We start from the raw sequence: 24,883 nt of genomic DNA, 5'->3' as shown, positions 1-24,883 counted from the left end.
AAGGCTTTATTTCCGCGGTACCACTCTCATTCATCTGCCCTTCGCAGATACACTCGTATCTTCTGTAACGGGAAGCCCCGCCATCTGCCTACACATCACCTGCACATCTCATAGCCTGAAATCATCTCATTCACAAGATCTCTGTCACTTCAGCAGAGGAACTCCGAGGTGAGTTGGGAGATCACGCTGTTGCCTCGCACCTGCCGGCAACTCTCTGGAATACGCTGTTCTCTTACTATTCCTCTTCATCGTCTCTTCAATAATACTTCCTTATTATAAAAACAACATTAAAATAAGTCAAGCAATTTCTTAAGATTCCCCGTGTTTTCCGCGTCTTTCGACATTTGCATTTTCGTCAGAAATCAATTAAAATAAAAATGTTATATCTTAGGAATAGAAATTGAGGAATTTACTATGTTTAACATTTCAGTCTGTGACGACAGTCCTATTTTTTTACAGATCACCACAGAATTTATCCATAAATGGTCCAAAGAGCGTAATATCCCCGTTATGATTTCTACTTTCGAAAACGGAGATGAACTTCTCTCCCATCACCGGGAAGAACCTGCCGATATTATATTTCTGGACATCATTATGCCCATGTTCAACGGCATGGAGGCCGCAAAAATCCTGCGTAAGACCGACCGGGATGCAAAAATCATCTTTCTGACTTCCTCTCCGGAATTCGCGCTGGAGTCTTATGAAGTCAAAGCTGAAAATTATCTGTTGAAGCCCATCTCCTACGATAGGCTTCAGTCCGTACTGGACGATTGTCTTACGGAATTTCAGAACGAACCGGAGCATCTGATCCTGAAGACTTCTTACGGTTATCAGAAGCTTTATTTTCATGAGATCGAATACGCAGAGGCTCAGAATAAACGTGTGACCTTTCGTTTGATCACCGGACAGACTGTGGAATCTGTTGCTCCCTTTTACTTTTTTGAAAAACAACTTTCCGGTCATCCGGCTTTCTTCAAATGTCACCGCAGTTATTTGGTCTATCTTCCAAATGTAGATCACTTCAACACAACCGAACTTCTGACCAAATCCGGCCATTGCATTCCGATTGCAAGAAGTTACAGCAAAACATTCAAAGAAGCTTATTTTGCCCTGATGTTCCAGGAAACATTCTAGGAAAGGAATCCTGTCATGCTTTTGTCTGTTTTATCTGCCATCCACATGGTCACAACCTTATTGTTCGGCGTCTACATTTCCGCTTCGATCCTCGGGATCCTTATGAATCGGAAAAATATACTCTGCCTGCTGGCTTTCTCCGCGATCACCGGTCTCTGTTCTTCCGCATCCTATCTGTTTCTCGGAAATGCACAGGCCGAACAGCTCTATCCTTTTCTGATCCACCTGCCACTGATCTTATTTTTCACCCTGTTTTATCATTGTTCTCTGATCTTAAGTGGAATCGCTGTCTTTACAGCCTATCTGTGCTGCCAGATCAGCAACTGGATTGGAATTGCCGCAAGGGAATTAAGCGGGCAGCTCTGGATTTATTACGTGGTTCGCATCGGGATTACCCTTGTTATTTTTGTATTTCTTTTCCGTTATATGCCCCAGATCATGCGGCGCCTGACTCAGAAAAGCACCAAAATTCAATTAATCTTCGGTCTGGTTCCTTTCGTTTACTATCTGTTTGATTATGTCACCAGTGTTTACACCTCTCTGCTCTATTCCGGTCGTGCCGTTGTCGCAGAGTTTCTTGGTTTCATTCTGTGTATTTCTTATCTCATGTTTCTGTGCCTGTATTTTCACCAGTATGAAGAGAATCTGGAAGAAAAACAACGCTATTCCCTGTTGAAAATGAAACGCTCGCAGTCTGAAAAAGAACTGATTGCCTTACAGCGTTCCCGGCAGACCATTTCCCTGATGCGCCATGATCTTCGCCATTATCTTGCCGGCATTTCCGCGCTTCTGGAAAACGGAGAAACACAGAAAGCCCGAGAATTCATCCAGGAGATCCTGCAGACCTCTGATCGAACCATCCTGAAATCTTACAGTCGCAATGAAACCGTCAATCTGATACTTTCTTTCCAGGAAGACACTGTCTCCTCCAAAAAGATCCAATTGATCACCACGCTGGAACTTCCTGAAGTCCTTCCGGTTTCTGATGTAGATCTGACTACTATTTTATCCAACGCTCTGGAAAATGCGATTCACGCCACTTCCATGCTTCCGGAAACCGATCGAAAAATCCAGCTTTCCATGCGAATTGCCAATGACAAGCTTCTGCTCTCGATTCAGAACCCTTTCCTTGTCCGTCCTGAAATCGTAGATGGTCTGCCCCAGACTTCCAAAAAAGGTCACGGACTTGGCACCAGAAGCATCTGGTATACGGTAGAACGCCTTCACGGGAATTGTCAGTTTTCTGTGGAGGGAGAAGAATTTATCCTGCGAATCATTCTTCCACTTCATAACCCGGACTAAGTGCGAACGGTTGCCTTATGCATTCCTTTTGCGGAAAAATCAGGATAGTAAGCTAAAAAAGAGGAGAAACACGCACGGTGTTTCTCCTTTTCTCAGTCTTGGATTTGATTTTTCTGGATTGTTTGAATTACGTTCTTTCGATTTCTTTCCCGGACGTTCTGTACGGTTTATGCCTGTGCAGCCAGTTCTTTTCCTGCTGCTTCGCACTCTGCGATTGCATCGTCATCCGGCTCATTGTTTGCCATGATTCCGTCTGCTGCTACCATAACAGCTCCTGCCTGAGTCATACGCTCTACCCAGTCACGCATCCATTCTCCGTCTCCCCATCCGTAGGATCCGAATAACAGAATTTTCTTTCCGGATACCAATGGTTCCAGTGCTTCTACGAACGGCTCCATTTCTCCTTCTTCCAACTGTTCTACACCCATGGACGGGCATCCAAGTGCAAATGCAGTTTCGGATGCGAGAGCCTGCACATCAGCACTTCCTACATCTATGATCTGCGGTGTTTGACCTCCTGCTTCAATTCCTCTTGCAACTGCCTCTGCCATTGTTGCTGTGTTACCTGTTCCACTCCAGTATACGACTGATACGCTCATAATAACCTCCTTGTGATCTCAAAAATAGATTCGCCCTTTATAAATTCTTCAACCGCACAGGTCTTTGCGCGGTCATAAGCATTGAAAATCGCCATGGCATTTGCCGGATTGTGGTAGACCTTCCAGTACCCGTTACAGAGAAAATCTTTCCCCTGTTTCCTGATGAAATCTTTCACATCTTCCATCGGATATTCCAGAAAAGCACCGATCTCATGCGGAAAGCTCAGACCAATCTTTGCAAACTCTCTGCATCTGGCAGCCAATCTGTACAGATTTGAGTCCAGTGTGTCATCTTCATATCCATATTCTCTTAAGAAGAGATGTACCTGCTCCTTTTTCAGATGTTCCATAAGTGCCCGCTTTCTGTAAAAAAGCACCAGACTGCGTCCCTTGCTGCAATACAGGATCCGGTATGTGATTCCCGTTCCCGCTAGTAATTCTGTCAAGTATCCACAGGACGAAGTTGCCATCGTCATAATATTCGAGACTTTGATCCCTTTTAACAACGGCGCACACTGCAAAATGATCTGAAACTGAAGTTTCACTTTTGTATCAGGATTTGTGTAGTAATAAGACAATAATTCCTCTGGCATATCTGACCTTTCTTTTTTTGATATTGATTTTCAATATCATTTATATTATCATGCGATTTTTCCTATTGCAATAAAATAACTGATAATATTTTCTCACAAAAATAATTTTTTTATTAACTCTGCTTTTTATGTTGTTCCATTAGTTCATTTCGTGTATAATGGAACCATACAAATGTACTGAGAGATATCCTTTTTATATTCCTATTTTTTATACCCCTCAGTAAATACATATAAAAGGAGAATTTGCCATGGTAAATGTATTGACAGGTCCAAAAGGGAGCGGAAAAACACAGCAAATGATCGATTTAGCAAACGAAGCGGTTAAGACATCATCGGGGAATGTTGTTTTAATCAAGAAACGTCACACGGATACTTCCAGTGTTGATTTTAATGTTCGCGCGATTTGTATGGCCGATTATGCGGACATCACCAATATTGAAGAATTTAAAGGCTTTTTGTACGGAATGGTTGCAGGAAACCACGACATCGAGACTATTTTTATCGACGGCGTTTTAAAACAGGTTGATATTTCTATTGACAATTTATCTATGTTTATAGATATCCTTAAGAAACTCTCTGAAGAGAATAAGATCGAATTCTATATCAGCATCAGTGCAAGTCTGGACGAGATGCCAGATGTTGATTTCTCCGACTGCAAGATGTTGAACTAACATATGTTCTTTCCTTACGGGATACCAAAAAAGGAACATTTCCCCTCCCTTTTCGGGAGCTGGAAATGTTCCTTTTTTATCTCTGATATGTCTGCTCTGGTTTATTATTTATGAAGGTTTACTTCTTATTCCTTCTTCAAAAGGCATGCTTAAGGGAACATCCGAAGCCCTACATTACTCTTCTTCCGTCTTCGCGGTTTCTCCGTTTAAAGACAATACCAGACTGGTCTGATCCCCTTTCTGATATTCCAGTGTCACCTGATCTCCTTCATTGATCCGAATGACATTGATCAGATCTGTAACTGCAATATCAAAGATTTCATCCGATCCATCCAGCATCAGATAATAATGGGAATTTCCGCTGACAACACTCTGTGCAATCTTTGTAACTGTTCCCGTGATCTTCTGAATATCCGAGGCAGCAGATGCATCCACCTTAATTCCGTTTTCATTCATCAGACGGGCATAAGATTTTTCACAGGCACTGACCGAATCTCCCACCGCAACAATCTGATATTTTTGCACATTGACCATGGCATATTTCTTTACCAGCCCCGCATCGTCCTTCAGCGCCACAAAATATGTGGGCTCTCCGGAAATGTTTAACAACAACGGGAATGTTGCCTTATATCCCAGATTCTGTACTTGTCCCTCTGCAGAAGACATTGCAGACTCTTCTGTTGCGCCTTCCACTTTATAAAATTTTGTTTCCATCGTTCTCTGATTCATCAGGACAAATCCTACATTGGACTGGTCTCCGCTGACACTGGTCACTCCGGTGTAAACCCACACATCATCATCAATCGCAAGATAATTATAGCCATTGGTGGTCTCCAGACTGTCTTTCTGCCCCAGTACACTGTTAAAATATCCATGTTTCAGAGATCCATAATAATCATACAGTTCCACCAGAAGATCCGCGGAATATGCACGATCGATCCATTGCGGTGCATCTTCTATTGCATAATCTTCCATCTCTCCTGTAATCGCATTACACAAAACCACTCTTCCTACAGTGGCGCCACCGAAAAGTCCCACATTATATTTCTTAACCGGGCAGATCCAATAAGGAGTTCCCGCATCATCAATCTCAAAACTCAGCTCATTAAAAATATAAGTTGGATAGCGAAACCGCAGATGACGGTAAATGTTTCGGTTCAGATGATCGCTTGTGGTATATTTCATCCCCTGTTCCAGTTTAACCAGTTCTGTATTCTGAGTCGCCATGTCGATCCGGATATATGCCGGAATTCCCTCTTTCTGGTTGGTAAACCATTTGATCAGATTTGCATACCGAAGTGGGGATACCCTCACCGGCTGATCCTGATAATTAATCTGACTGTACAGATCATCCACTTCAAACTGGGACACCATATCCACCATGCTTCCCATCTTTCTGTTTCCCAGAAGTGTGGCGGAATCCCGGTCTAAAAGCGGAATCTGATTAAAAGAAAGCTCCTCGATATCTTTAGAAAATTCTCCTTCTTCCACCTGTAAAAGACTCTGATATTTTGCCGCATTGACAATCGGTGAAGACAAAAGACTTCCCACCAGGTAAACTGCCAGTACTACAAGAAAAACGCCGGCAAATCCACGAACCGCCTTTGACTGTCTGATTTCATAAATGCCCAGACGTTTCCGCGTGATATAGACAACTGTTGCCAGTGCGATCAACACCAGGAAAAAGATCCACAGATCTGCTGAGTGCAGATTCAATGCCGGTAACGTTACATAATAATAGATTCCGATCAAGATTATCGCCAGGATCCCGGCTGCTATTTTTGATTTCTTCATAATTCTCCTTCTTACAAAAGCAGCCCCTAAAAAGGGGCCGTACTTTTCAAATTATTTTCTATCCATATGGTTCTCTGATAAATTAAATTAAAACCGTTTTCTCCAGAAACTTGGAGAAAGAACTAAAAGAATCGGGAAAATTTCCAATCGTCCAAACAACATATCCAGACAGAAAATCAGCTTGGAAAAAACAGAAAATTTCGCAAAGTTTTCCACCGGTCCTACCAGTGCAATTCCGGGTCCAACGTTATTGATCGTCGTCAGTACCGCACTGATCGTGGTTGCAAAATCAAAATTGTCAAGTGATACCAGTAAAGTGGAGCCAATGATTATAAAAATATAACAGATAAAATATACATAAACTCCCTGTCTCGTCTCCGCTCCGATCTTCCGTCCATTGACCCGCACAATCGTCACAGCCTTTGGATGATGCAGTCTCTTGATCTCCTGTGTCACGCTCTTCAGCAGAATCACCAGTCGGGACACCTTAATACCGCCTCCGGTAGATCCGGCACAGGCTCCCACTACCATAATTGCTAATAATACACTCTTAGAAAGTTCCGGCCACAGATTATAGTCCGCCGTACAGAAACCGGTTGTCGTGATCACAGATGCTACCTGGAAGGCTGCATAACGGAACGCTTTTAACACACTTCCGTACATGCTGCTGATATTAATCGTGATGATTGCCACCGCGCCTGCAATGATTCCCAGATAAGTTTTCAATTCTTCATTCTTAAATGCCTCTTTGAAATGTTTCAGAAGCATCAAATAATACAGATTGAAGTTGATTCCAAACAGGATCATAAAGACTGTAATCACCCCGTCGATATAAGCACTGTCATAATATCCCACACTGACATTTCGGTTGGAAAATCCTCCGGTACCAGCCGTACTGAACGCGTGCATCACGCTGTCATAAAGGTTCATTCCTCCAAACAGAAGGAACACTACTTCCACGGCTGTCAGAGCGAAATACATGGCATACAGAATCTTTGCTGTACTTCTTGCCTTCGGCACCAGTTTATCTGCCTCCGGTCCCGGAACCTCCGCGCGCATCAGATGCATGGCGCCTTTATCGTCCAGGGAAGTCAGCATCATAACAAACACCAGCACTCCCATACCACCGATCCAGTGTGTCAGGCTTCGCCAGAATAATATTCCTTTCGGCAAAGACTGGATCTCTGTCAGTATCGTAGAACCGGTCGTGGTAAATCCGGAGACCGTCTCAAAAAATGCATCGACATAGTTGGGAATATTTCCGGATATGGTAAACGGAATAGCTCCGAAAATGGACCACAGAACCCACGCTACCGCAACAATAACCAGACCTTCTTTTCCGTAGATTGTTGACTCTTCCGGTTTCTTTCTCGCCAGAAGAAAATAAATCACAGCTAATACCACACTGGTCATCAAAAAAAATACATAATCATCTTCCCGGTATATCAAAGAGATCAGTGCAGGAAGCAGCAGAACCAATGCTTCCACTCCCATCATCTTTCCTATAATATACCCAATCATTCTACGATTCATTACTTTCTCCCATTTGATACGATAATATCTTTAATATCCTGTACCTTCTGCGACATCGTTACGACGATCACACTGTCCCCCACTTTGATACAGTCTTCTCCATCCGGCAGAATGATCCGGTTCTCTCTGGCGATACATGCAATCAGATTATTGGGTTTGATGGTCAGATTCTTCAGTGGGATATTCGTATATTCCGCTTCGGAACGAACAATAAATTCCAATGCTTCTACCTTACCTCCCACCAGTTGATACATGGTTTCCACATTGGCACTTCCGTAAGAATTCTGTCTTGCTCTTACATAACTCATGATCATATCAGCCGTTGCCGTCTTTGCAGATACCACGCTGTCGATTCCCAGATCCTCGATCATCTCTACCCGGCGGTCTTCATTCACCTTCGCAACAATCTTTGCCACATTCTGGTTCTTTGCAAACAATGCCATAATGATATTCTCTTCATCCATACCAGTCAGTGCGACAAAAGCATCCGCTTCACGGATTCCTTCTTCATATAAAAGATCGTGATCTGTGGCATCTCCACAGATGATCGTTGCCTTCGGAATCAGTTCACAGAGTTCCTCGCAGCGATTTCTATCTCGCTCAATGATCTTCACCTGCATCCCCAACTTCGTAAGACCGGTTGCCAGATAATAACTGACACGACCACCTCCACAGATCAACACATTTTTAATTTTATTTTTCCGCTTTCCGAATTTTCTGCGAAATTCATCCACATCTACATGAGACGCCGTCACATGGAGTCTGTCCCCTGCCTGGATCCGATATTCTCCATCCGGGATCACCACTTCATTCTTGCCGTGCTCCACTGCACATACCAGAATACGGATCTGGAATTTGTCATAGAGATCTTTCAGAGCCATTCCGGCCAGCGCACTGTCTTCCGTAATAGGAAATTCTACCAGTTCTACTCTTTCCCTTACAAACGTCTCTACTTTACTTGCATCCGGAAAGATCAGCACACGCGCGATCTCTTTTGCCACGATCAATTCCGGATTTACAACCATACTGAGCCGAAGATCTTTCTTCATCATATCAATCTGTTTATAGTAGATTGGATTTCTCACTCTTGCGATAGAGTGTCTCGCTCCCAGTCTCCTTGCAATCAGACAACTCAACATATTGATTTCATCCATAGAAGTGCAGGCAATCACCAGATCCGAATGCGGTACATCCGCTTCCTTCTGTACTTCCACATCCGTAGCCTGTCCCGCCACACAAAAAATATCAAGCTTATCAATCGCCGTTCGTAACTTTCCCTCATTGCTGTCGATCATCACAATATCATAGTTCTCCTCTGAGAGCTGTTTGGCAAGTCGATATCCGACTTTTCCATCGCCGATAATCACGATTTTCATTTCTTCTCCTCCATCGTCTCTTTAGAAACCTGGCAATCTATGCTATTTTTTTCACACTTTCATCACAAAACGCAAAGGCATTATAGCACCTTTCTTTCAAAAATACAATCACAGACTTTGGCTCATTACCGCCCCCCTCGGAAAGTGTCTCCTGGCACATTCCGGGATTGAGCGCAGTCGCCAGACACAAAGAGGATCGACATCTGGATTGTCGATCCCCCTGTAAGACCTTCTTCCTGTTTCTTTTCAGAACTCCATTCCTCTGAATTTTCAGGAATTCGTCTATCATTCTGCTTTATTCTTCGGTAGCTCTTGCAGCGATCTCACGTTCCTGAACGTCTGACGGTGCCTGCTCATATCTTGCAAATTCGTAAGCATAGCTTCCGCGTCCACCGGTCATGGAACGAAGTACGGTACAATATCCGAACAGCCCGGTCATCGGGACATCTGCCTCAATGATCTGCTTGCCGCCTGCAATCGGTGTCATACCGAGCACACGTCCACGGCGTTTGTTCAGATCCCCCATTACATCTCCGGTATAATCATCCGGTACCGTAACCTTCAGAGAAGCAATTGGCTCTAACAGAACCGGTGATGCTTCCATGAATCCTTTCTTAAATGCCTGGATCGTAGCAGTCTTAAATGCCATCTCCGAAGAATCTACCGGATGGTATGATCCATCGTAGAGTACTGCCTTTACGCCTACTACCGGATATCCGGCCAGAGGTCCTTTCACCACAGACTCCTGCAGACCTTTTTCTACTGCCGGGAAGTAGTTCTTCGGAACAGCTCCTCCAACCACTTCTTCTTCAAATACATAAGGAGTTTCCAGATCGCCTGATGGTTCAAAGCGCATCTTAACATGACCGTACTGTCCATGTCCTCCGGACTGTTTCTTATATTTGGTATCTACATCAGATTTCTTGCGGATGGTTTCTCTGAAAGCTACCTTTGGTGTCTCCAGTTCAATCTCAACTTTGTATCTTGCTTCCAGTTTGCTTGCAACGATTTCCAGATGCTGATCTCCCATACCATAGAGCAGTGACTGTCTGTTTTCACTGTCTACCAGAGCTTTCAATGTCACATCTTCTGCCATCATACGTGCAAGAGCCTGAGACACCTTATCTTCCTCGCCTTTTTTCTTTACTTTATACTTCATATATGTATAAGGTACGGAATAATCGGTCTTTCCATAGAGAACCGGTGTAGCCTTTGTCGCAAGAGTATCTCCGGTCCGTGTATTATTTAATTTGGCAATTGCTCCGATATCTCCGGCAAACAGCTCGGATACTTCTGATGGTTTATTTCCGATCATCGTATAAAGTTTACCTGGCTTTTCTTCAGAATCTGTATCCGGATTGTAAAGTACATCATCACCTTTTAATACACCGGAGCACACTTTTACAAAAGAATATTTACCGATAAACGGATCAACCATTGTCTTAAATACATAGGCGGATTTCGCCAGTGAGAAATCATAATTTGCTTCAAAGATCTCATTGGTTGTCCGATTAATCCCTGCACATTCACAGTAATCCGGACTCGGGAAGAAACGCACAATATCAGACAACAGGTTTGCAACGCCCTGTGCCTGAAGATTGGATCCCATGGCAACCGGTACGATCTCGCCATTCATAACCTCCGTACGCATGGCTGCACGGATCTCCTCGATTGAGAATTCTTCTCCTGCAAAATAACGTTCCATAAATGCATCACTGGTTTCAGCCACTGCTTCTAATAATTTTTCTCTGTAAGATTCCAGATACGGTTTGCAGTAATCCGGGATCTCACACTCTTCTCTCTCCGCGATTCCTGTATAACGTCTTGCTGCATTCTTGATGACGTTCACATATCCTACCAACTTTTCATTTTCACGGATCGGTGAGAAATGAGGAGCGATGCATTTGCCATAACGCTCGGTCAGATCTTCCACGATCTGTCTGAAACTTGCATCATCTACGTCCATCTCTGTTACGTAGATCATACGCGGAAGATGGTATTTTTCGCACAGTTCCCATGCTTTTTCCGTACCCACCTGTACACCGGCCTTTCCGGATACAACGATAACTGCCGCATCTGCCGCACTGACCGCCTCTTCCACTTCTCCCACAAAGTCGAAATATCCAGGAGTATCTAATACATTAATCTTTGCCTTTTCCCACTCAATCGGGATAAGGGATGTACTGATTGAAAATTTACGTTTCTGTTCTTCCTTATCAAAATCGCTGATCGTATTTGCATCTGATACTTTTCCGATTCGGTTTGTTGCGCCTGATACATAAGCCATAGCCTCTACCAAACTGGTCTTTCCGCTCCCACCATGTCCTAAAAGTACAACATTTCGAATCTCGTCTGTTCTGTAAACTTTCATATGCCTGCCTCCTTGTGCTCATTTTTCTTACCCGAAAAGACTTATATCAGATAAAATCTGTATTTCCGACACCTCTATCTTCCAAGTAAAAATCTCATGTTTATATTGTACTAAAACTTATAGATTATTACAACTATTTTATGAATATTTCACAACTATATTTCTCAATTTTCTATTTCTATCAATTCTTTTCCGTTTTATTGAGATTTTTTACAGGTACCGCAATCCCCGGCAATAAAAATGGACACGCAAAAGAAAACTCTTTTACGTGTCCACTGATATCTGCATTAGGTTCTGTTTATTGGCTCTTTTCTACCATTTTTCAGTCCTTCAGCGACCCTTTCTCTTCCACTGTCGCAAGATCATTCCTCCGGCCAATATGCATGCTGCTATATACGGAAAAATTTCAAACAGATCTCCTGTTTTTACACTTACTCCCGGGATGTCTGTGATCGGTTCATTTTCTATCGTTACCTTTTCTGTCACAAGCGGTGTATCCTGATCTTTATATTTTAATTCAACAAGATAATCTTCCTGTTTTAATATATATCCTGCTTTCGCCTTTGTTTCTTTTATCTTATACTTTCCAAGATACAGTTCTTTTGATTTTGCTTTTCCGTCTTTCCCTGTGGTAAGTGTTTCGATCCCATCCCCTGTCTTTGCCACCAGTGTTCCATCACCTGAAAGTATGTTTTCCGCTGCCAGAATCTCCAGCGTTGTATCCGGCACCCCTTTTCCGGTAGTCGCATCTGTCTTCAGAATCTCTATTCTTCCCATTACCGGCACATCTTTAAACTCCACTACTACGGTTTCTGCCTCATCGGTTTTGTTTTCTTCTTTTGCTTCATTTCCTGCTTCACTCTGGTTTTTCTTTTCACTTTTCATTGACTCTTCTGTCTGAATCTCAAACTTCACATCTTCGCCTTTCAGGTAACCATAAGGTGCTGTGAGTTCCCTGAAATAATAGATTCCGTTTTTTAATTTCTGAGTCAACGTAAATGATCCACTTTCATCTGTTTCCACAGATTCTTTCAGCGGAATTGCCTGTTTGTCCTGGTCCAGCAACTGAAACCTCGCTTTTGCCGCCGGTATAATCTTTCCACTGACTGCATCTTTTTTCACCAGTTTTACCATTGTGAGAATCTGTTCATTTTCCACCTGATAAGACAGGGTTTCCTGATTTTCTGAGATCATGACTTCAAACGGATCTATTCTGTGATAGCCCTTCGGTGGATTCAGTTCTGAGATAATATAAGTTCCATACACAAGATTCCCTCTTTCACAAAGTTTCAGTTGTTTTGTTGTTGCGATTCCATTCTCGTCTGTTGTGATATCCCAGCACTCTCCTGTTTCCTCAGAAGTTATCCTGAAAATAATTCCTGCTAACGGAATCCTTGACTCTGCATCTACTGTCTCTTTGCCATCTGTTTCTTTTTTCTTTTCTTCCTCATTATTTTCACTCGCTTTCACCGCCTCATCTGCTTCCTCTTTTCCCTTTTCAGAACTTATTCCCTTGCCATACAATTCTTCCACATATTCTGTCTTCTTTGCATACTTCACAATCTGCAGATCTCCGCGGATCACCGTTTCTTTCACAACCGGTATGCTATATGTTTCCACACGTTCTTCTTCCCCGGATGGTCGGATTCTTGTGACGATAGTTTCTTCATTTCGAAGATATCCTTTTGGTGCCTGCGTTTCCTGTATCGTGATCGTACCAAGCGGCAGCCCGATCTCTCCTTCTGAAGTCTGATAAAAAGGATCCCCACTGACTTTCTGCTGTTCTGTCAGTCTTGCAATTCCTTTTTCATCCGTTTTAAGTGTCCATGTCCGCAACGGCTTTTTCCCCTGCTTTTCGGGATCCTCTTCATAATAACCTCCGTAATATTTCACCTGAAACTCTGCACCTTCAAATTCTGCTGCTCCGATCGGCTGTTTTGCACTGGTATCCTGATCCGCTTTTTCCAGTACAATTTCTACCGGATTTAACTGCGGATGATCCGAGACAGTCAGGATTGTATCTTTTCCTCTTTCAAGCACCACTTTATGTATGACTGTGTCTCTGGCATATCCTTTCGGTGTTTTCAGTTCTTTTATATAGTAAGTCCCTGCCTGAAGGAACTGTTCCCCACTGATTCCATTTTCATCTGTTGTTAATGTTCCTGCCTGTTGTTTACAACTTTCATCCAGATATACTCCATATTCCGCTCCCTGAAGACTGTAGCTTTTGTTTTTATCTGTCACCTCCGGGTTTGCAGAAACTTTCTTTAAAGAAACGGTTCCCTTCGGACGATATTCATAACTCCACTGCGCCAAATCCTGTCCACTTCCTTTCATTAAAATCCCTTTACAGAAAAAATCTTCCCGGTTCTTTGCATCTGCTGCCCAGACCGCTCCATCATAAACCGCATACGCCATGTGCCCGGCCAGCCCATGACCTGCCCCGTCATTCAATCCGTTTCCATATTCCAGCGTGATCCCCGGAAGCCATCCATTTACATGATCAAGCACACTCCAGACAATACACTGTTTGATCAGGTACTCTGATTCTTTTGACATGCCCTCGCACTTCACCCGGGTATCGAAAAAGTAGAACATCATTCCGATTGTCTTTATCGTCTCTTCGCTGTAAAAATCTGCAGCATTGTAACATTGTTTCTGTCCCGACTTATAAGTCTGGTTTGGATCCGCACAATATGCCCAATCTCCATTCGTAAGCCCCAGAAGTCCTTCCTGCCAGCTTTTTAAATTTTCCCATCCGTTGTCTGTATAGCGTATCATCTCAATGCTTCCGATTCCTTTTTTCAAAACCGTTGAGGTTACCGTTTCTCCTGCCGATGCATAAGGTTGGATTTCATCTTCCGAACGATCCTTTTCCTGTGTTTCCATTTTTACTTCCATGCCTTCAATCTGCCCCAGAACTTCTTCCAACTTTTCTCTGTCATACATCGGAATTCTTTCTTCTGGTTTTATTTCTCCTGCAACTGCAGTGACTGCCATACTGAAAATACTCAGTCCGGGCAACAGACATCGTAACACTCTCTTCCATTTTTTCCGTTTCATATTTCCCTCCAATTTATCTTTTTCTTCTTTTTGTCTGGTTTACGTTTCTTTCTAAAAATGCTACAATATGTTGAGAAATTGATACTACTCGACACCAAAAGGAGATACACATTATGAATTTACAAAAAGCAGGGTTTGTCGGTCTGGGATTGATCGGTGGCTCCGTAGCCAAAGCGATTCGACAGTACGTACCGGATTGTCAGATTGTTGCCTTCGATAAAAATAAAGAAGCACTGGCACTTGCAATCCAGGAAGGCACCATCAATACTTCCTGTTCTGGCATCGATGATAATTTTCAAAACTGTGACTATATTTTTCTTTGCGCACCCATTTCCTATAACAACGCATATCTTTGCCAATTAAAGGATGTGATTACCCCCGGATGTATTCTTACCGATGTGGGCAGCGTAAAGACTTCGATTCATGAAGAGATCGCACGTCTCGGTATGGAAGACTGTTTTATCGGCGGACATCCGATGTCTGGCTCTGAAAAAACAGGATTTGTCAACTCCAAAGCGCTTCTTTTAGAAAATGCTTATTATGTAATGACACCTACCGAATCCGTTCCAAAGGAAAAAGTGGAAGAATACCGCGAGCTTATCACCCTGATCCATGCAATCCCACTGATCCTGGATTATAAACAACACGACTTCATTACCGGTACCATCAGCCATCTGCCTCACATTATCGCTTCCTCGCTTGTCAACCTGGTTCGCGATACCGATACAAAGGATGAACTGATGAAAAACATGGCTGCCGGAGGTTTTAAAGACATTACCCGGATCGCCTCTTCCTCTCCGGTTATGTGGCAGCAGATCTGTTTAAAAAACAAGACTTATATTTCCGAGATCCTTGACGCTTACATCCACGAACTCCAGAATGTAAAATCCTCGATCGACGAAAGTGATGAAAGAGAACTCTATCGAATGTTCCAGTCATCCAGAGATTACCGGAATTCTATTCCTGGCAATTCCTCCGGGCCGATCAAAAAATTCAATGACATTTACTGTGACATCGTAGATGAGGCCGGTGGAATCGCTGCGATCGCAACCATTCTTGCCAGCAACAATATCAGTATTAAAAATATCGGAATTATTCATAACCGGGAATTTGAAGACGGAGTCCTTCATATCGAATTTTATGATCATGATGCTCTGGAACGGGCATCCGTACTCCTGAAGAAATACCACTATACGGTTTATGATCAATAAAGAAAAACGAGGATACACACTATGGAATTAAGTAATATCACAGGTTTAAAAGGAAAGATTACCGTACCGGGAGATAAATCTATTTCCCATCGTGCCGTAATGTTTGGTGCTCTTGCCAAAGGCACCACTGAGATTCACCATTTTTTAAATGGTGCAGACTGCCTTTCCACGATCGACTGTTTCCGCAATATGGGAATTGAAATCAAAGAAAAAGAAACTTCTGTTTATGTCCACGGCAAAGGACTTCACGGACTTTCCAAACCTTCCTGTACTTTAAATGTAGGAAACAGTGGAACAACTACCCGACTGATCTCGGGAATCCTGGCCGGTCAGTCTTTCGAAACCACTTTGTCCGGAGACGATTCTCTGAACTCCCGCCCAATGAAACGTATCATTACCCCTCTGACTCAGATGGGGGCAAATATCTCCAGTGTTGCCGGTAACAACTGCGCTCCACTGTTCATTGCGCCCGGAGAACTTCACGGAATCCACTACGACTCCCCCGTCGCATCCGCCCAGGTAAAATCTTCCATTCTCCTGGCCGGTCTCTATGCCGACGGTGAAACTTCTGTCACGGAACCGGCTCTCTCCAGGAATCATACAGAATTGATGTTAAAAGAGTTCGGAGCACCGATTCGTTCCACTTTTGAGATCGGAGGAACAAAAGCGACTGCCTCTGTCCGCTCCTGCGAAGAACTTTATGCACAACAGATCACGGTTCCCGGAGATATTTCTTCCGCTGCCTATTTCATTGCAGCCGGACTTTTGGTGCCGGATTCTGAGATCCTGATCCAGAACGTAGGAATCAACTCTACCCGTGCCGGTATTTTAAAAATCTGCGAAGAAATGGGCGGAGATATTTCTCTGCTTCATGAACATACCTCTGCCGGAGAACCTGTTGCAGACATTCTGGTCCGCACCAGCAAGCTTCACGGAACCACCATTGAGGGGGCAATCATCCCGACTCTGATCGATGAAATTCCGATCATCGCTGTCATGGCTGCTGCCGCCGAAGGAACAACCTTCATCCGTGATGCCGCTGAATTAAAGGTAAAGGAAACCAACCGGATTGAAACAGTCACTGACAACTTAAAAGCTATGGGGTGCGAAGTTCTTCCAACCAATGACGGTATGGTTATTAAAGGCGGAAGTAAGCTGAAGGGAGCAACCATCCACACCCTTTTAGATCATCGAATTGCCATGGCATTTTCCATTGCCGCTCTGATTGCAGAGGGAAATACCAAAATTCTTGACAGCCATTGTGTCGATGTATCTTATCCATCTTTTTACGATACTTTTGAGCAGTTACTCTAAATTCTGTATAAATTTTCCCCGGAGAGTACAATTTGCTGCTGCACTCTGTACTTTCCGGACTTTTTCTTTTCTTCATTTATTCCTTCTTTTTCATCAGTTTATAGAATCCCTGTAATCCCTGTTCTTCCACACTGTTGCCGATTCCATGTATCTCTATATATTGTTTCATTTTCTCACACTTTGCCTGGTCAAATGTAAAAAGATCCGCCTTTTCTTCCTTCCAGGTATTCTGCAACAATTCTTTACATTCCCCATCCTGATACCATTTTGAATTCTCATTCAGTCCTCCTGTTTCCTCTGACTGATGGTACATTTTCATATTAATAAAACGGACGTATCTCACAGGCTTCGCTTCTGCCACTTCTCCGTCTTCTATCACATGAACCGTAAACTGGCATCTGGTTTCCTTTCCTGTACCATCCGGGCCAATGCCGTCATACACCCGATATCCCAGAACCACATATCCGCTTTTTTGAAACTTTCGGAATTCTTCCGGATCAAATCCGGTCAGTTCCAGATGTTCCTTTAACTTTCCCGGTTCCTTTGCGTCCAGTTCTTTATCCGATATTTTTACCTTTTTCTTTTCCAGAGCACGAGCAAGCAGTTCTTCCTGTGTAATTGCTCCGTTTTTCGCTTCTTCCAGTGTAAAATACCGGTCTTCTGTCTCAATCTCCGGAAATTCATTGTAGCGCACACGGATCGTGCATTCCATGGAAACCCCTGCCTGATTCCCATCTTCCACGTAATAACATATCCGGTGTTCCGCCGGGGAACTTTCCTTCGGTAGTTCCATAAACCAGGTATCCAGACGTTCCTCCTCCGACATATCCGATTCATATTCTACGGTTGTCTCCGGGAGCGTCTGTCCATTCTGCACTCTTCCTGCCCCGTATCGAATCCATTTGATCTGAATCTTATCCGTCAGATCTCCGTCCTCTTCATCCTCTGCACGAACCGCAGCTAAAAGCATCTCTTTCGTCACAGTTTCCCCTTCCAGAAAATCCAGTTTCCGCTCCGCATACAATACCGGCGGATGATTCGTATCCTTCCATGCCGCATACAATGTGATTGCCTGATTTATATCTACGGCGATCTTATCTCCCGCCTGATATTTGGGATTCTTTTTGTCTTTCAGTGAAAGTGCGGTTTCATCCCAGCCACGGAAAGTTCTTCCTGTGGCTTCTGGTACATTTTCCGGGATCTTATAGATCTCCTGCCAGTATTTTTTCCCAGAACCCGGCAGTTTTTCCACATCCTCTTCCAGATTTTTTCTGTACTCCACCGGATAACTTCGACTGAGCACAACTTCCGTATCTGCCGCCTTCCCGGTTCCTGACTGATAATCTCCAGGCCGCAGCAAATAAGGAGAGTTCTCAGTCAGCATAAATTGTTCAAAGATTTCCGATGCTTTTCCACCATCTGTTCTTTTTACACAGAGACGTTTCAGGGCATACGAAGAAGGCGTCAGTCTCGCCACCTTTTTCTGTAGCAGTTTTCCGGATACCTGTGCGTAGTTTCCGCCTTCCAGATAGACCTCGTTATCTTCGCTTACGCAGGCATCTTCCATAAGAATCAGTGTACCGTTCTGATAGATTCCGCTCCCTGTATTTGCAGACTGATTCCCCGTAATCTTTCCTCCCCGGATCTTTGCAGTTTTCCCTGAACCGATAAAGATTCCTCCGCCCTTATTCGCCTGATTACTGCTTATGGTTCCTCCTGTCATCTCCAAAGTACTTCCCACATAAATTCCACCGCCTTCTGTCCCCAGATTGCCCGAAACCACACCTCCCGAAAAGCTACAGTCTGTCATAGACCGGATCCCGCCTTTCTGATTCTGCTTCAGTTCTCCGTTTTTTATCGCAGTCTTTCCGTTTCCCGGATGCAGGATTCCATACCCTTTGTTTTGTTCCACAGTTCCTCCGGTCATTTCCAGCACAGCCTGCTTATTCTGAGATCCCAGATAAATCCCGTTTCCGGAATTATTCCGTATACTTCCACCCGAAACCGTCATACTGGTAGAACCCGCCTCCGACGTGGTCGCTGCACCATTTCCTCCGTTATTCTGAATCGTACCTCCCTGAACCTTTACTGTTTTTGCCCGAAGGCCATCTCCACTCATCGACTGGACGACTCCACCGCTCATCTCGATCGTTCCTGTAATAGAAACGGCTCCGGAATGTTTGCATTGATGAATCCCCGATCCCTGGCCCAGCCGGATAGTTCCTCCATAGGAAAAAATTCCATTTGTCCTACTTCCGGAAACCGTAGTATTTTTAAGAGTCACCGTTCCCGGTGCACAAATCACTCCAGTATTACAATATCCGTTTCCGTTCAGATATAATTTACAGTTATCCGAACCAAACTCCCAGATATAATTCTGATCCATACCGGAGCGAAACATTCCCGCCGAATCATTTGCCTCATTCTGATCCACCGGAGCATACGTTATCGTAATGTCTTTTTCCTCCGGGATCACGGAAAAGGATTTGTTGATCAGGGTGTCTCCAAATGTACAGTTCTGACAGACATAGATTTTTGCGCCAGATGCCGCCTGCTCCAACGCCTGCTTTAGCGTTGTATAATAGCTGTTTCCGATTCTGGCTACATAAGAACTGCGATAAGGATCTGACGTACTCCCAGGTGCGGCCCCGCCTTTTTCCTGAAGCAGGATCTGAAACGCTTCCATTCTCTTAGACATTCCGATCGTTCCAGACAGTTGTCCGTTCTTCGCCCAGTCAAGCCACCCATATGTCTGACAGTACGCCCGATAATATATATCATATTTTCCGGCATTTATCCCGGTCAGCTCTATACGGATTGCCTCGACACGCAGAGACTGTCCTACGCTTCCGGCTGTTTCACCATTCTGTTTCCATCCCTGCCATCCAATCGACTGTACATGTGCCTGGTATCTGACCCCTACTCCCGAAAGCCCCTCTGTTTTTATTTCCAGCGCTTCCAACCGTTTCGCTTCATTTAGCGTTCCGGATACAGTTCCATTTCCTGTCCAGTCTTTCCATCCGTAACTTTGACAATACGCCCGGTAAGTAAGAACGTCTGTCCCCGCCCGTCCATCACCAGAATACCCTGTGATGCATTCTTCTGCATTTCCTGAATCAGACTGTACATCTCCCCCATTGTCTTCTGTTATTTCTTCCTTCCCGTCTTGTGCTGCATCTTCCCATTCCCCGTCTTTCTGTTCTTTTTCTGCCCCTTCACTTTCTGCCTCATCCACTTCTGTTCCTTCCATTTCTGTTCTTCCATTTTCTGTTTCCGTTTCTTCCGTTTCATTCTCAGCCACTCCCCTTGTTTCTGTCCCGTTCGCATCGTTCTCCTTCAATACCACTTTTGACATTTCTCCGCCGGAGACAGACAGATTCTCCCTCTGCCGTTTCCCCCCTGCTGCCAGTACCGTCTGGGTTCCATACAGAAAAAGCAGAATAAAACAAAGAATCTTCCACACACTCTTTCGCCGCATTTAAGTCTGTTCCTCTCTTTCTTCCACCACACCGACAAATTCCATGTCAGAAAGAACCGGTATCTTTTCCAGAAGTTCTTCTGTATAAAGCCACAAACTCTCCTCTCCGGTTTTCTTCCACCCTAGAAAACTTTTTCCTGCCTCTTTCAGATAGCCCGCCGGTAAAACATCTGCCGACAGAAAATCACCACCATGCATCCTCACCTGCTTGATCACCCTGCCGTTGCTATCCAGAAAACAAACGGTAAAATATTCTCCTTTTTTCTTCTGATATTCTTCCAGGATCACAGTTTTCTCTGCCGAAACTTTCCCGCTTCCTATCGCCTGTGCATAAGTTTGTTCTGCTCTTACATTCAAAATTCCGTGTTCCAGATCTGCTGCCCCAAAACTGATTTGATAGGTTCCATTTCCCTTGAGGGATTCACTGAAATATTCCACCACATCCGCTTTTAATTCCTCTTCTGATTGAATCGGATAAACCGGATTTGTAGACACCGTCTCCATAGAACGCCGCATCGCATTGGAAAGTGCTGTATCCAGTTCATTTTGCCGGACTGCCTTTGTCTGAACCGTCTGGATCGTCACTCCCGCCAAAAGTAAGATTCCAAGTCCCGTCATTCCTGCCACCGCATACTTCATTTTCTCTTCTCCTTCTTGCTCAACGCGCATACCCTTTTATATGGTGATCCAGCAAAAGATCCAGAACCGGAATCGTATACCTGTAATCCAGTTCTACCAAAGCACAGGGATAGCCATAGATTGTCTGGATTTTTTTCACATCCAGACTGCTGTATCCATTTTTTATCGCCTGCTCCTTACAGCTTTCGATCACCGAATCCGCCAGCCCGGAAGCCTCGATCTCTGCCACTACCGCCGCATGATACCGCTGTGCCTGTTGTGTATTCAATGATGCCGTAATATACAGCGTCCCAAAAACAGCCATCCACGCAAGCATCAGAATTCCCATCATGGTCTCTACCGCACCTTTCACGCTTCTTCCTCTTTCTCCGGGAAGTTCCTCTGATCATTCCCGGAATTTATCTTTTCAAAGTCAGTCTACCGTAAACCGATACATCAGTTCCGTTTTATACACTACACCTTCGTATTTTTCTTCCGCTCTCATCGTCAGATCATAATATCCCGGCGAAAGCATCATTTCCCCGCAATCTATTCCTGATTCTTCCCGTTTCAACAATTCTTTTCCATTTTCATCTTTCAGAGACAGTAACTGCACCGGCAGACTTTCCCCTTCCGCATTTTGTCCACTTATATCCAGTGCCTGCAAAAGATTACAGTTCTGATATCCTTCTAACTTTCCTCTTCTCACACGGATCACAGGCTGTTGTCTTTCTGTGATCGCACACACTGCTTTCGTCTCTTCCGGCACATCCATCCGTTTTATTCCGTCAAAATCCCAGACCTTTCCCCAAGCCAGTATTCCGATCAATGGCACGGTCATAAGAACAGCCGTTACAACTCTTCCGTATTCTCCTGTGATTGCTCTCATCTCACGCCACCTCTGTTCCGATCCCCCGGAAGAAAAGTAACAGAAGTTCCCTGAATCCTCCATCAGTCCGCACACCGGTTACCAGAAGTGCCAGTATGATTCCGCCTGTAAGAGCCGCCAGAATGACGCCTCCATATTCTTCCACCATTTCTTTCATAAGCTCACCATCCGCAGGACCTCGCCAAACACGCGTAAAATCAGTCCCCCTGTAAGCACAAATGCAACTGCCCCTGCATATTCTTCCGTAATCTCTTTCATCTTTTGTACCTCTTCTCTTCTTTTTCTTCTTATCTTATTTTTCTTCTCATCTTCCTGTTGCTCTTTTCCCGATCATTTATTCTTCTTATTTCTTTCTGTCTCTTCTTTCTCTCTCAGCCTTCGATTCGGAGCGTGGATACCAGATACAGGATGACCAGCATCAGGTCTGTCAACAGCTTCACCACACCTGTCAGCATCGGAAACAAGGACAGAAATCCCACACCGGAGATCATGTCTTCCGTTCGCATTTTCTCCGCCCTGCTTTGCATGGAAAGATCCTTTTTCGCCAAATCCTGTAACTGTCTTTGCAGATCTCCTGCACCGGAAGTTTCCATTCCGTACAGCATTCTCATAGCCGATGTAATCTCCGGTATTTTTAGTGAGGCAAAAAATTTCAGATAAGGTTCAATGGACACGGGATCTTCCTGAAGATTTTTCTGAAGCCTCGCAAGTTCCCGTTCCATGATTTTCGGAGCTTCTTTTGATGCCTTTGCAAGGCTGACCTGTACATTATCTGTCTGAAGGCACAGTGCCACACCCAGCAGCCAGTCCGGAAACGCTTTTTCTACCTCTCGTCGAATCTTTTTCTCTTCATTTTTTCTCCGAAAATCCGGCCACAGTACCTGCAACCACGCCAGGAAAAATAACGTCGCCGCTGGAAATATGCCCTGTTTTACAGCCATGATTCCACCAAAAATCCCCAGTACAACCGCCCAGATCCATGCCAGCTTTTTCCCTCTGACCGGTCTGTTTTGCATCACATCTTCATATTGCCTCCAGGTATGTCCTGAGACTTCCTGCTCTTCCGAGTGTAAAATATCCCCGCACAACAGTTTCATTCCCAGATACCAGAAAAACAGATTGCAGATCACAACCAAGGTCGTCACAACCTGTGAAATTCTCTGACCGGCCACACCAAAATCTTCCGGAAGCATCGCAACAGCCAGTGCACAGATCAGAAACGCCATTCCCACACACAAAGTCGCTTTCACCGCCACCTGCTGCTTTTCTTTGAGCATTTCCTGAATCTGGTGGTTCCAGAGTCTTCCGTCTTCGGTCAGCAATTCCAGAGACTCTCTGCAATCTCCTCCGTTCTTTTCCACGCGGATCATAAAATCATGAATCCGATAAAGCCGTCTGCATCCGTAAGATTTCTCAATTTCACCAAGTGCTTTTCGATAAATTTCTCCGCCTTCTGTTCCTGTACGGATCTGATAAATGGCAGCTTCAATTGCCGGATACATTTCGGCAGACTCCCCATCATTTCTCCGCTTCAAAATTCTTCCTGATTTTGCACTTCTTTCTGCCCTCGAAGTTCTTTCCCTGTCTCCTTCAAAGATTCTTTTAGTGTCTTCCAAAGCGGACAGAATCTTTGGCGTTCGGTAAAAAGAAGCTAACATCTGTTCCATGTAAGAGCTTACATCCTCGAAACGTTTTCTCTCCCGCTTTCTTTCCTGATTCAGGACATAGCACTTCCCGTAAATAATATTCAGAAAAAGAAGTACCGTTGCAATCCCAACCACTCTCAATTTCAAAAACCAGGCAAACACACCCATCACTACCGTAAGTTCTACCCGGTTTCTCCAGTATTTAGCCAAATGGATCCTCCACTCCCTCTCTTAAAAATTTCTTTTTCACATTCCCTTTCACCTCTCTTGTCAGGATCTTTCCATCTTCCACCAGAAGCTGACACACATTCTTCCCACCAATCCTGTCAAAAATGCAGATCTGATCCACATATCTCCTGATCCTTCCTGACGGCATCATTTTTTTCCGAAGAAGTACCCCAACATTGATAAAGCTGTAAATATCATTTTCCAGACGAGTCGCCGCCTGATAGTCCTGCATCATATTCTGGATCCGGTCCGGAATCTTTCTTACATCATCCGTATGGAGCGTGGTCATCCCGTTCAACCCGGCTGAAAAACATTCCAGAAGATATTTTACTTCCACCGATCTTGCCTCAGACAGCAACACCCACTGCGGATTTTGCCGGAGCGCCGTCTTGATAGCCTTCGTATAAGAAAAACGTCCCTCTTCGACTTTCAATTCCACACAATTCGCCCCCGGATTCAGTTCTCTGTAATGAATTTCCAGATTATCCTCAATAGTCATTGTCTTCTCTTCTTTCGGAATATACTCTGTCAGATATTTCAGAAGTTCTGTCTTACCCGCTCCCGGCTGTCCGCAAAACACCAGATTCATCCGTCCCCTGATACAGTTTTTCAGGAAATTTAAGATTTCTTCTGTGCAGTAACCTTCTCTTCGCATCTTTTCTTCCGTTAATCTGCATCTTGCCGGACTTTTTCTGATCGACACCACATACCCGTCCCGGCTCGTCACACTGGGATGGATCACTGAAATCCGTAGGATATCCGATTCCGCCTCCAACACGTTGTCATACTGATTCAGTTGAAGATTCACCAGATTGGAAATGCGGACACAAAAGTTCTGCACAAATTCCGGATCTAAAACATCTTCTGTCTTATAAATTCCTTTCTGTAAATGTTCCACCCAGAGACTTTGCCCGTCAAAATTCAGATCCGTAATCTCAGGATCCTGAATATAAGGCCAAAATGGTCCATACTGCGCCTCGGTGATCTTCCACTGATTCGCCGCAAGTTTCATCTGTGCTCATTCCCTTCTGTTCTCTTTTGTAAAATGTGCGGGAAAACCCAT

Annotated in this window: 19 protein-coding genes and 1 other annotated feature (1 of these 20 only partly in view); of the genes, 5 read left to right on the top strand and 14 right to left on the bottom strand. The window is 44.2% G+C overall.

What is annotated here, in order from left to right; translation table 11 throughout:
- Nucleotides 1-258 (bottom strand) — a binding site (T-box leader) (it extends 12 nt beyond the left edge of the window).
- Nucleotides 259-414: 156 nt separating this feature from the next.
- Entirely contained in the window at nt 415-1,134 is a 720-nt protein-coding gene (locus KGMB01110_RS13050) for a LytR/AlgR family response regulator transcription factor (RefSeq protein WP_117603740.1), read from the top strand.
- Between the two features lie 15 nt (nt 1,135-1,149).
- Entirely contained in the window at nt 1,150-2,436 is a 1,287-nt protein-coding gene (locus KGMB01110_RS13045; RefSeq protein WP_119298781.1) for a sensor histidine kinase, read from the top strand.
- Between the two features lie 167 nt (nt 2,437-2,603).
- On the opposite strand, the gene KGMB01110_RS13040 is transcribed toward KGMB01110_RS13045, so the two are convergent.
- Together KGMB01110_RS13040 and KGMB01110_RS13035 are read right to left on the bottom strand one after the other, a co-directional pair.
- A complete protein-coding gene (locus KGMB01110_RS13040; RefSeq protein ID WP_117603742.1) occupies nt 2,604-3,035 on the bottom strand; it encodes a flavodoxin in 432 nt (143 codons plus the stop codon).
- Nucleotides 3,032-3,628, bottom strand: coding sequence for a DUF3793 family protein (locus KGMB01110_RS13035; protein ID WP_119298779.1), 597 nt, complete (start codon nt 3,626-3,628; stop codon nt 3,032-3,034). Before KGMB01110_RS13035 ends, KGMB01110_RS13040 begins: the two co-directional genes overlap by 4 nt.
- Before the next feature lie 248 nt (nt 3,629-3,876).
- On the opposite strand from KGMB01110_RS13035, the gene KGMB01110_RS13030 reads away from it, so the two are divergent.
- A complete protein-coding gene (locus KGMB01110_RS13030; RefSeq protein ID WP_117888160.1) occupies nt 3,877-4,299 on the top strand; it encodes a hypothetical protein in 423 nt (140 codons plus the stop codon).
- Between the two features lie 174 nt (nt 4,300-4,473).
- Here KGMB01110_RS13030 and KGMB01110_RS13025 read toward each other — a convergent pair whose 3' ends face one another.
- The 5 genes from KGMB01110_RS13025 to KGMB01110_RS13000 all read right to left on the bottom strand — a co-directional run bounded on the left by KGMB01110_RS13025 (nt 4,474) and on the right by KGMB01110_RS13000 (nt 14,436).
- A complete protein-coding gene (locus KGMB01110_RS13025; protein WP_119298777.1) occupies nt 4,474-6,093 on the bottom strand; it encodes a CvpA family protein in 1,620 nt (539 codons plus the stop codon).
- An 87-nt stretch (nt 6,094-6,180) separates the two neighbouring features.
- Entirely contained in the window at nt 6,181-7,626 is a 1,446-nt protein-coding gene (locus KGMB01110_RS13020; protein WP_119298775.1) for a TrkH family potassium uptake protein, read from the bottom strand.
- Nucleotides 7,626-9,002 (bottom strand): Trk system potassium transporter TrkA, encoded by a 1,377-nt coding sequence (trkA, locus tag KGMB01110_RS13015; protein WP_117603747.1) that lies wholly within the window; start codon nt 9,000-9,002, stop codon nt 7,626-7,628. Before trkA ends, KGMB01110_RS13020 begins: the two co-directional genes overlap by 1 nt.
- A 295-nt stretch (nt 9,003-9,297) precedes the next feature.
- Entirely contained in the window at nt 9,298-11,373 is a 2,076-nt protein-coding gene (locus tag KGMB01110_RS13005) for an elongation factor G (RefSeq protein ID WP_119298773.1), read from the bottom strand.
- A 330-nt stretch (nt 11,374-11,703) separates the two neighbouring features.
- The gene (locus KGMB01110_RS13000) at nt 11,704-14,436 is read right to left on the bottom strand and encodes an MSCRAMM family protein (protein WP_119298771.1); all 2,733 of its coding nucleotides are present in this window, start codon (nt 14,434-14,436) and stop codon (nt 11,704-11,706) included.
- Nucleotides 14,437-14,549: 113 nt separating this feature from the next.
- On the opposite strand from KGMB01110_RS13000, the gene KGMB01110_RS12995 reads away from it, so the two are divergent.
- Both KGMB01110_RS12995 and aroA read left to right on the top strand, forming a co-directional pair.
- On the top strand, nt 14,550-15,647 hold the full coding sequence (locus tag KGMB01110_RS12995; protein WP_117603750.1) for a prephenate dehydrogenase: 1,098 nt from the start codon (nt 14,550-14,552) through the stop codon (nt 15,645-15,647).
- A gap of 21 nt (nt 15,648-15,668) precedes the next feature.
- Nucleotides 15,669-16,961 (top strand): 3-phosphoshikimate 1-carboxyvinyltransferase, encoded by a 1,293-nt coding sequence (gene aroA, locus KGMB01110_RS12990; RefSeq protein WP_119298770.1) that lies wholly within the window; start codon nt 15,669-15,671, stop codon nt 16,959-16,961.
- 76 nt (nt 16,962-17,037) lie between these two features.
- Here aroA and KGMB01110_RS12985 read toward each other — a convergent pair whose 3' ends face one another.
- The 7 genes from KGMB01110_RS12985 to KGMB01110_RS12960 form a co-directional block, all read right to left on the bottom strand.
- Nucleotides 17,038-20,439, bottom strand: coding sequence for a right-handed parallel beta-helix repeat-containing protein (locus tag KGMB01110_RS12985; RefSeq protein WP_119298768.1), 3,402 nt, complete (start codon nt 20,437-20,439; stop codon nt 17,038-17,040).
- The gene (locus KGMB01110_RS12980; RefSeq protein ID WP_117603753.1) at nt 20,440-21,078 is read right to left on the bottom strand and encodes a hypothetical protein; all 639 of its coding nucleotides are present in this window, start codon (nt 21,076-21,078) and stop codon (nt 20,440-20,442) included.
- Between the two features lie 19 nt (nt 21,079-21,097).
- On the bottom strand, nt 21,098-21,430 hold the full coding sequence (locus KGMB01110_RS12975; RefSeq protein ID WP_117888151.1) for a hypothetical protein: 333 nt from the start codon (nt 21,428-21,430) through the stop codon (nt 21,098-21,100).
- Nucleotides 21,431-21,490: 60 nt separating this feature from the next.
- The gene (locus KGMB01110_RS12970; RefSeq protein WP_117603755.1) at nt 21,491-21,946 is read right to left on the bottom strand and encodes a hypothetical protein; all 456 of its coding nucleotides are present in this window, start codon (nt 21,944-21,946) and stop codon (nt 21,491-21,493) included.
- A gap of 1 nt (nt 21,947) precedes the next feature.
- Nucleotides 21,948-22,103: a hypothetical protein gene (locus tag KGMB01110_RS14980; protein ID WP_156085451.1), complete on the bottom strand. Its 156-nt coding sequence runs from the start codon at nt 22,101-22,103 to the stop codon at nt 21,948-21,950.
- A gap of 214 nt (nt 22,104-22,317) precedes the next feature.
- The gene (locus KGMB01110_RS12965; protein WP_117603756.1) at nt 22,318-23,802 is read right to left on the bottom strand and encodes a hypothetical protein; all 1,485 of its coding nucleotides are present in this window, start codon (nt 23,800-23,802) and stop codon (nt 22,318-22,320) included.
- Nucleotides 23,795-24,832: an ATPase, T2SS/T4P/T4SS family gene (locus KGMB01110_RS12960; protein ID WP_117603757.1), complete on the bottom strand. Its 1,038-nt coding sequence runs from the start codon at nt 24,830-24,832 to the stop codon at nt 23,795-23,797. The genes KGMB01110_RS12965 and KGMB01110_RS12960 overlap by 8 nt, the downstream gene beginning before the upstream one ends.
- Nucleotides 24,833-24,883: the final 51 nt, after the last annotated feature.

The sequence above is a fragment of the Mediterraneibacter butyricigenes genome (assembly GCF_003574295.1).
Classification (GTDB): Bacteria; Bacillota; Clostridia; order Lachnospirales; family Lachnospiraceae; genus Mediterraneibacter_A; species Mediterraneibacter_A butyricigenes.
The sequence above is the reverse complement of the archived record's forward strand: the minus strand, read 5'-3'. Positions and strand labels throughout refer to the sequence as shown.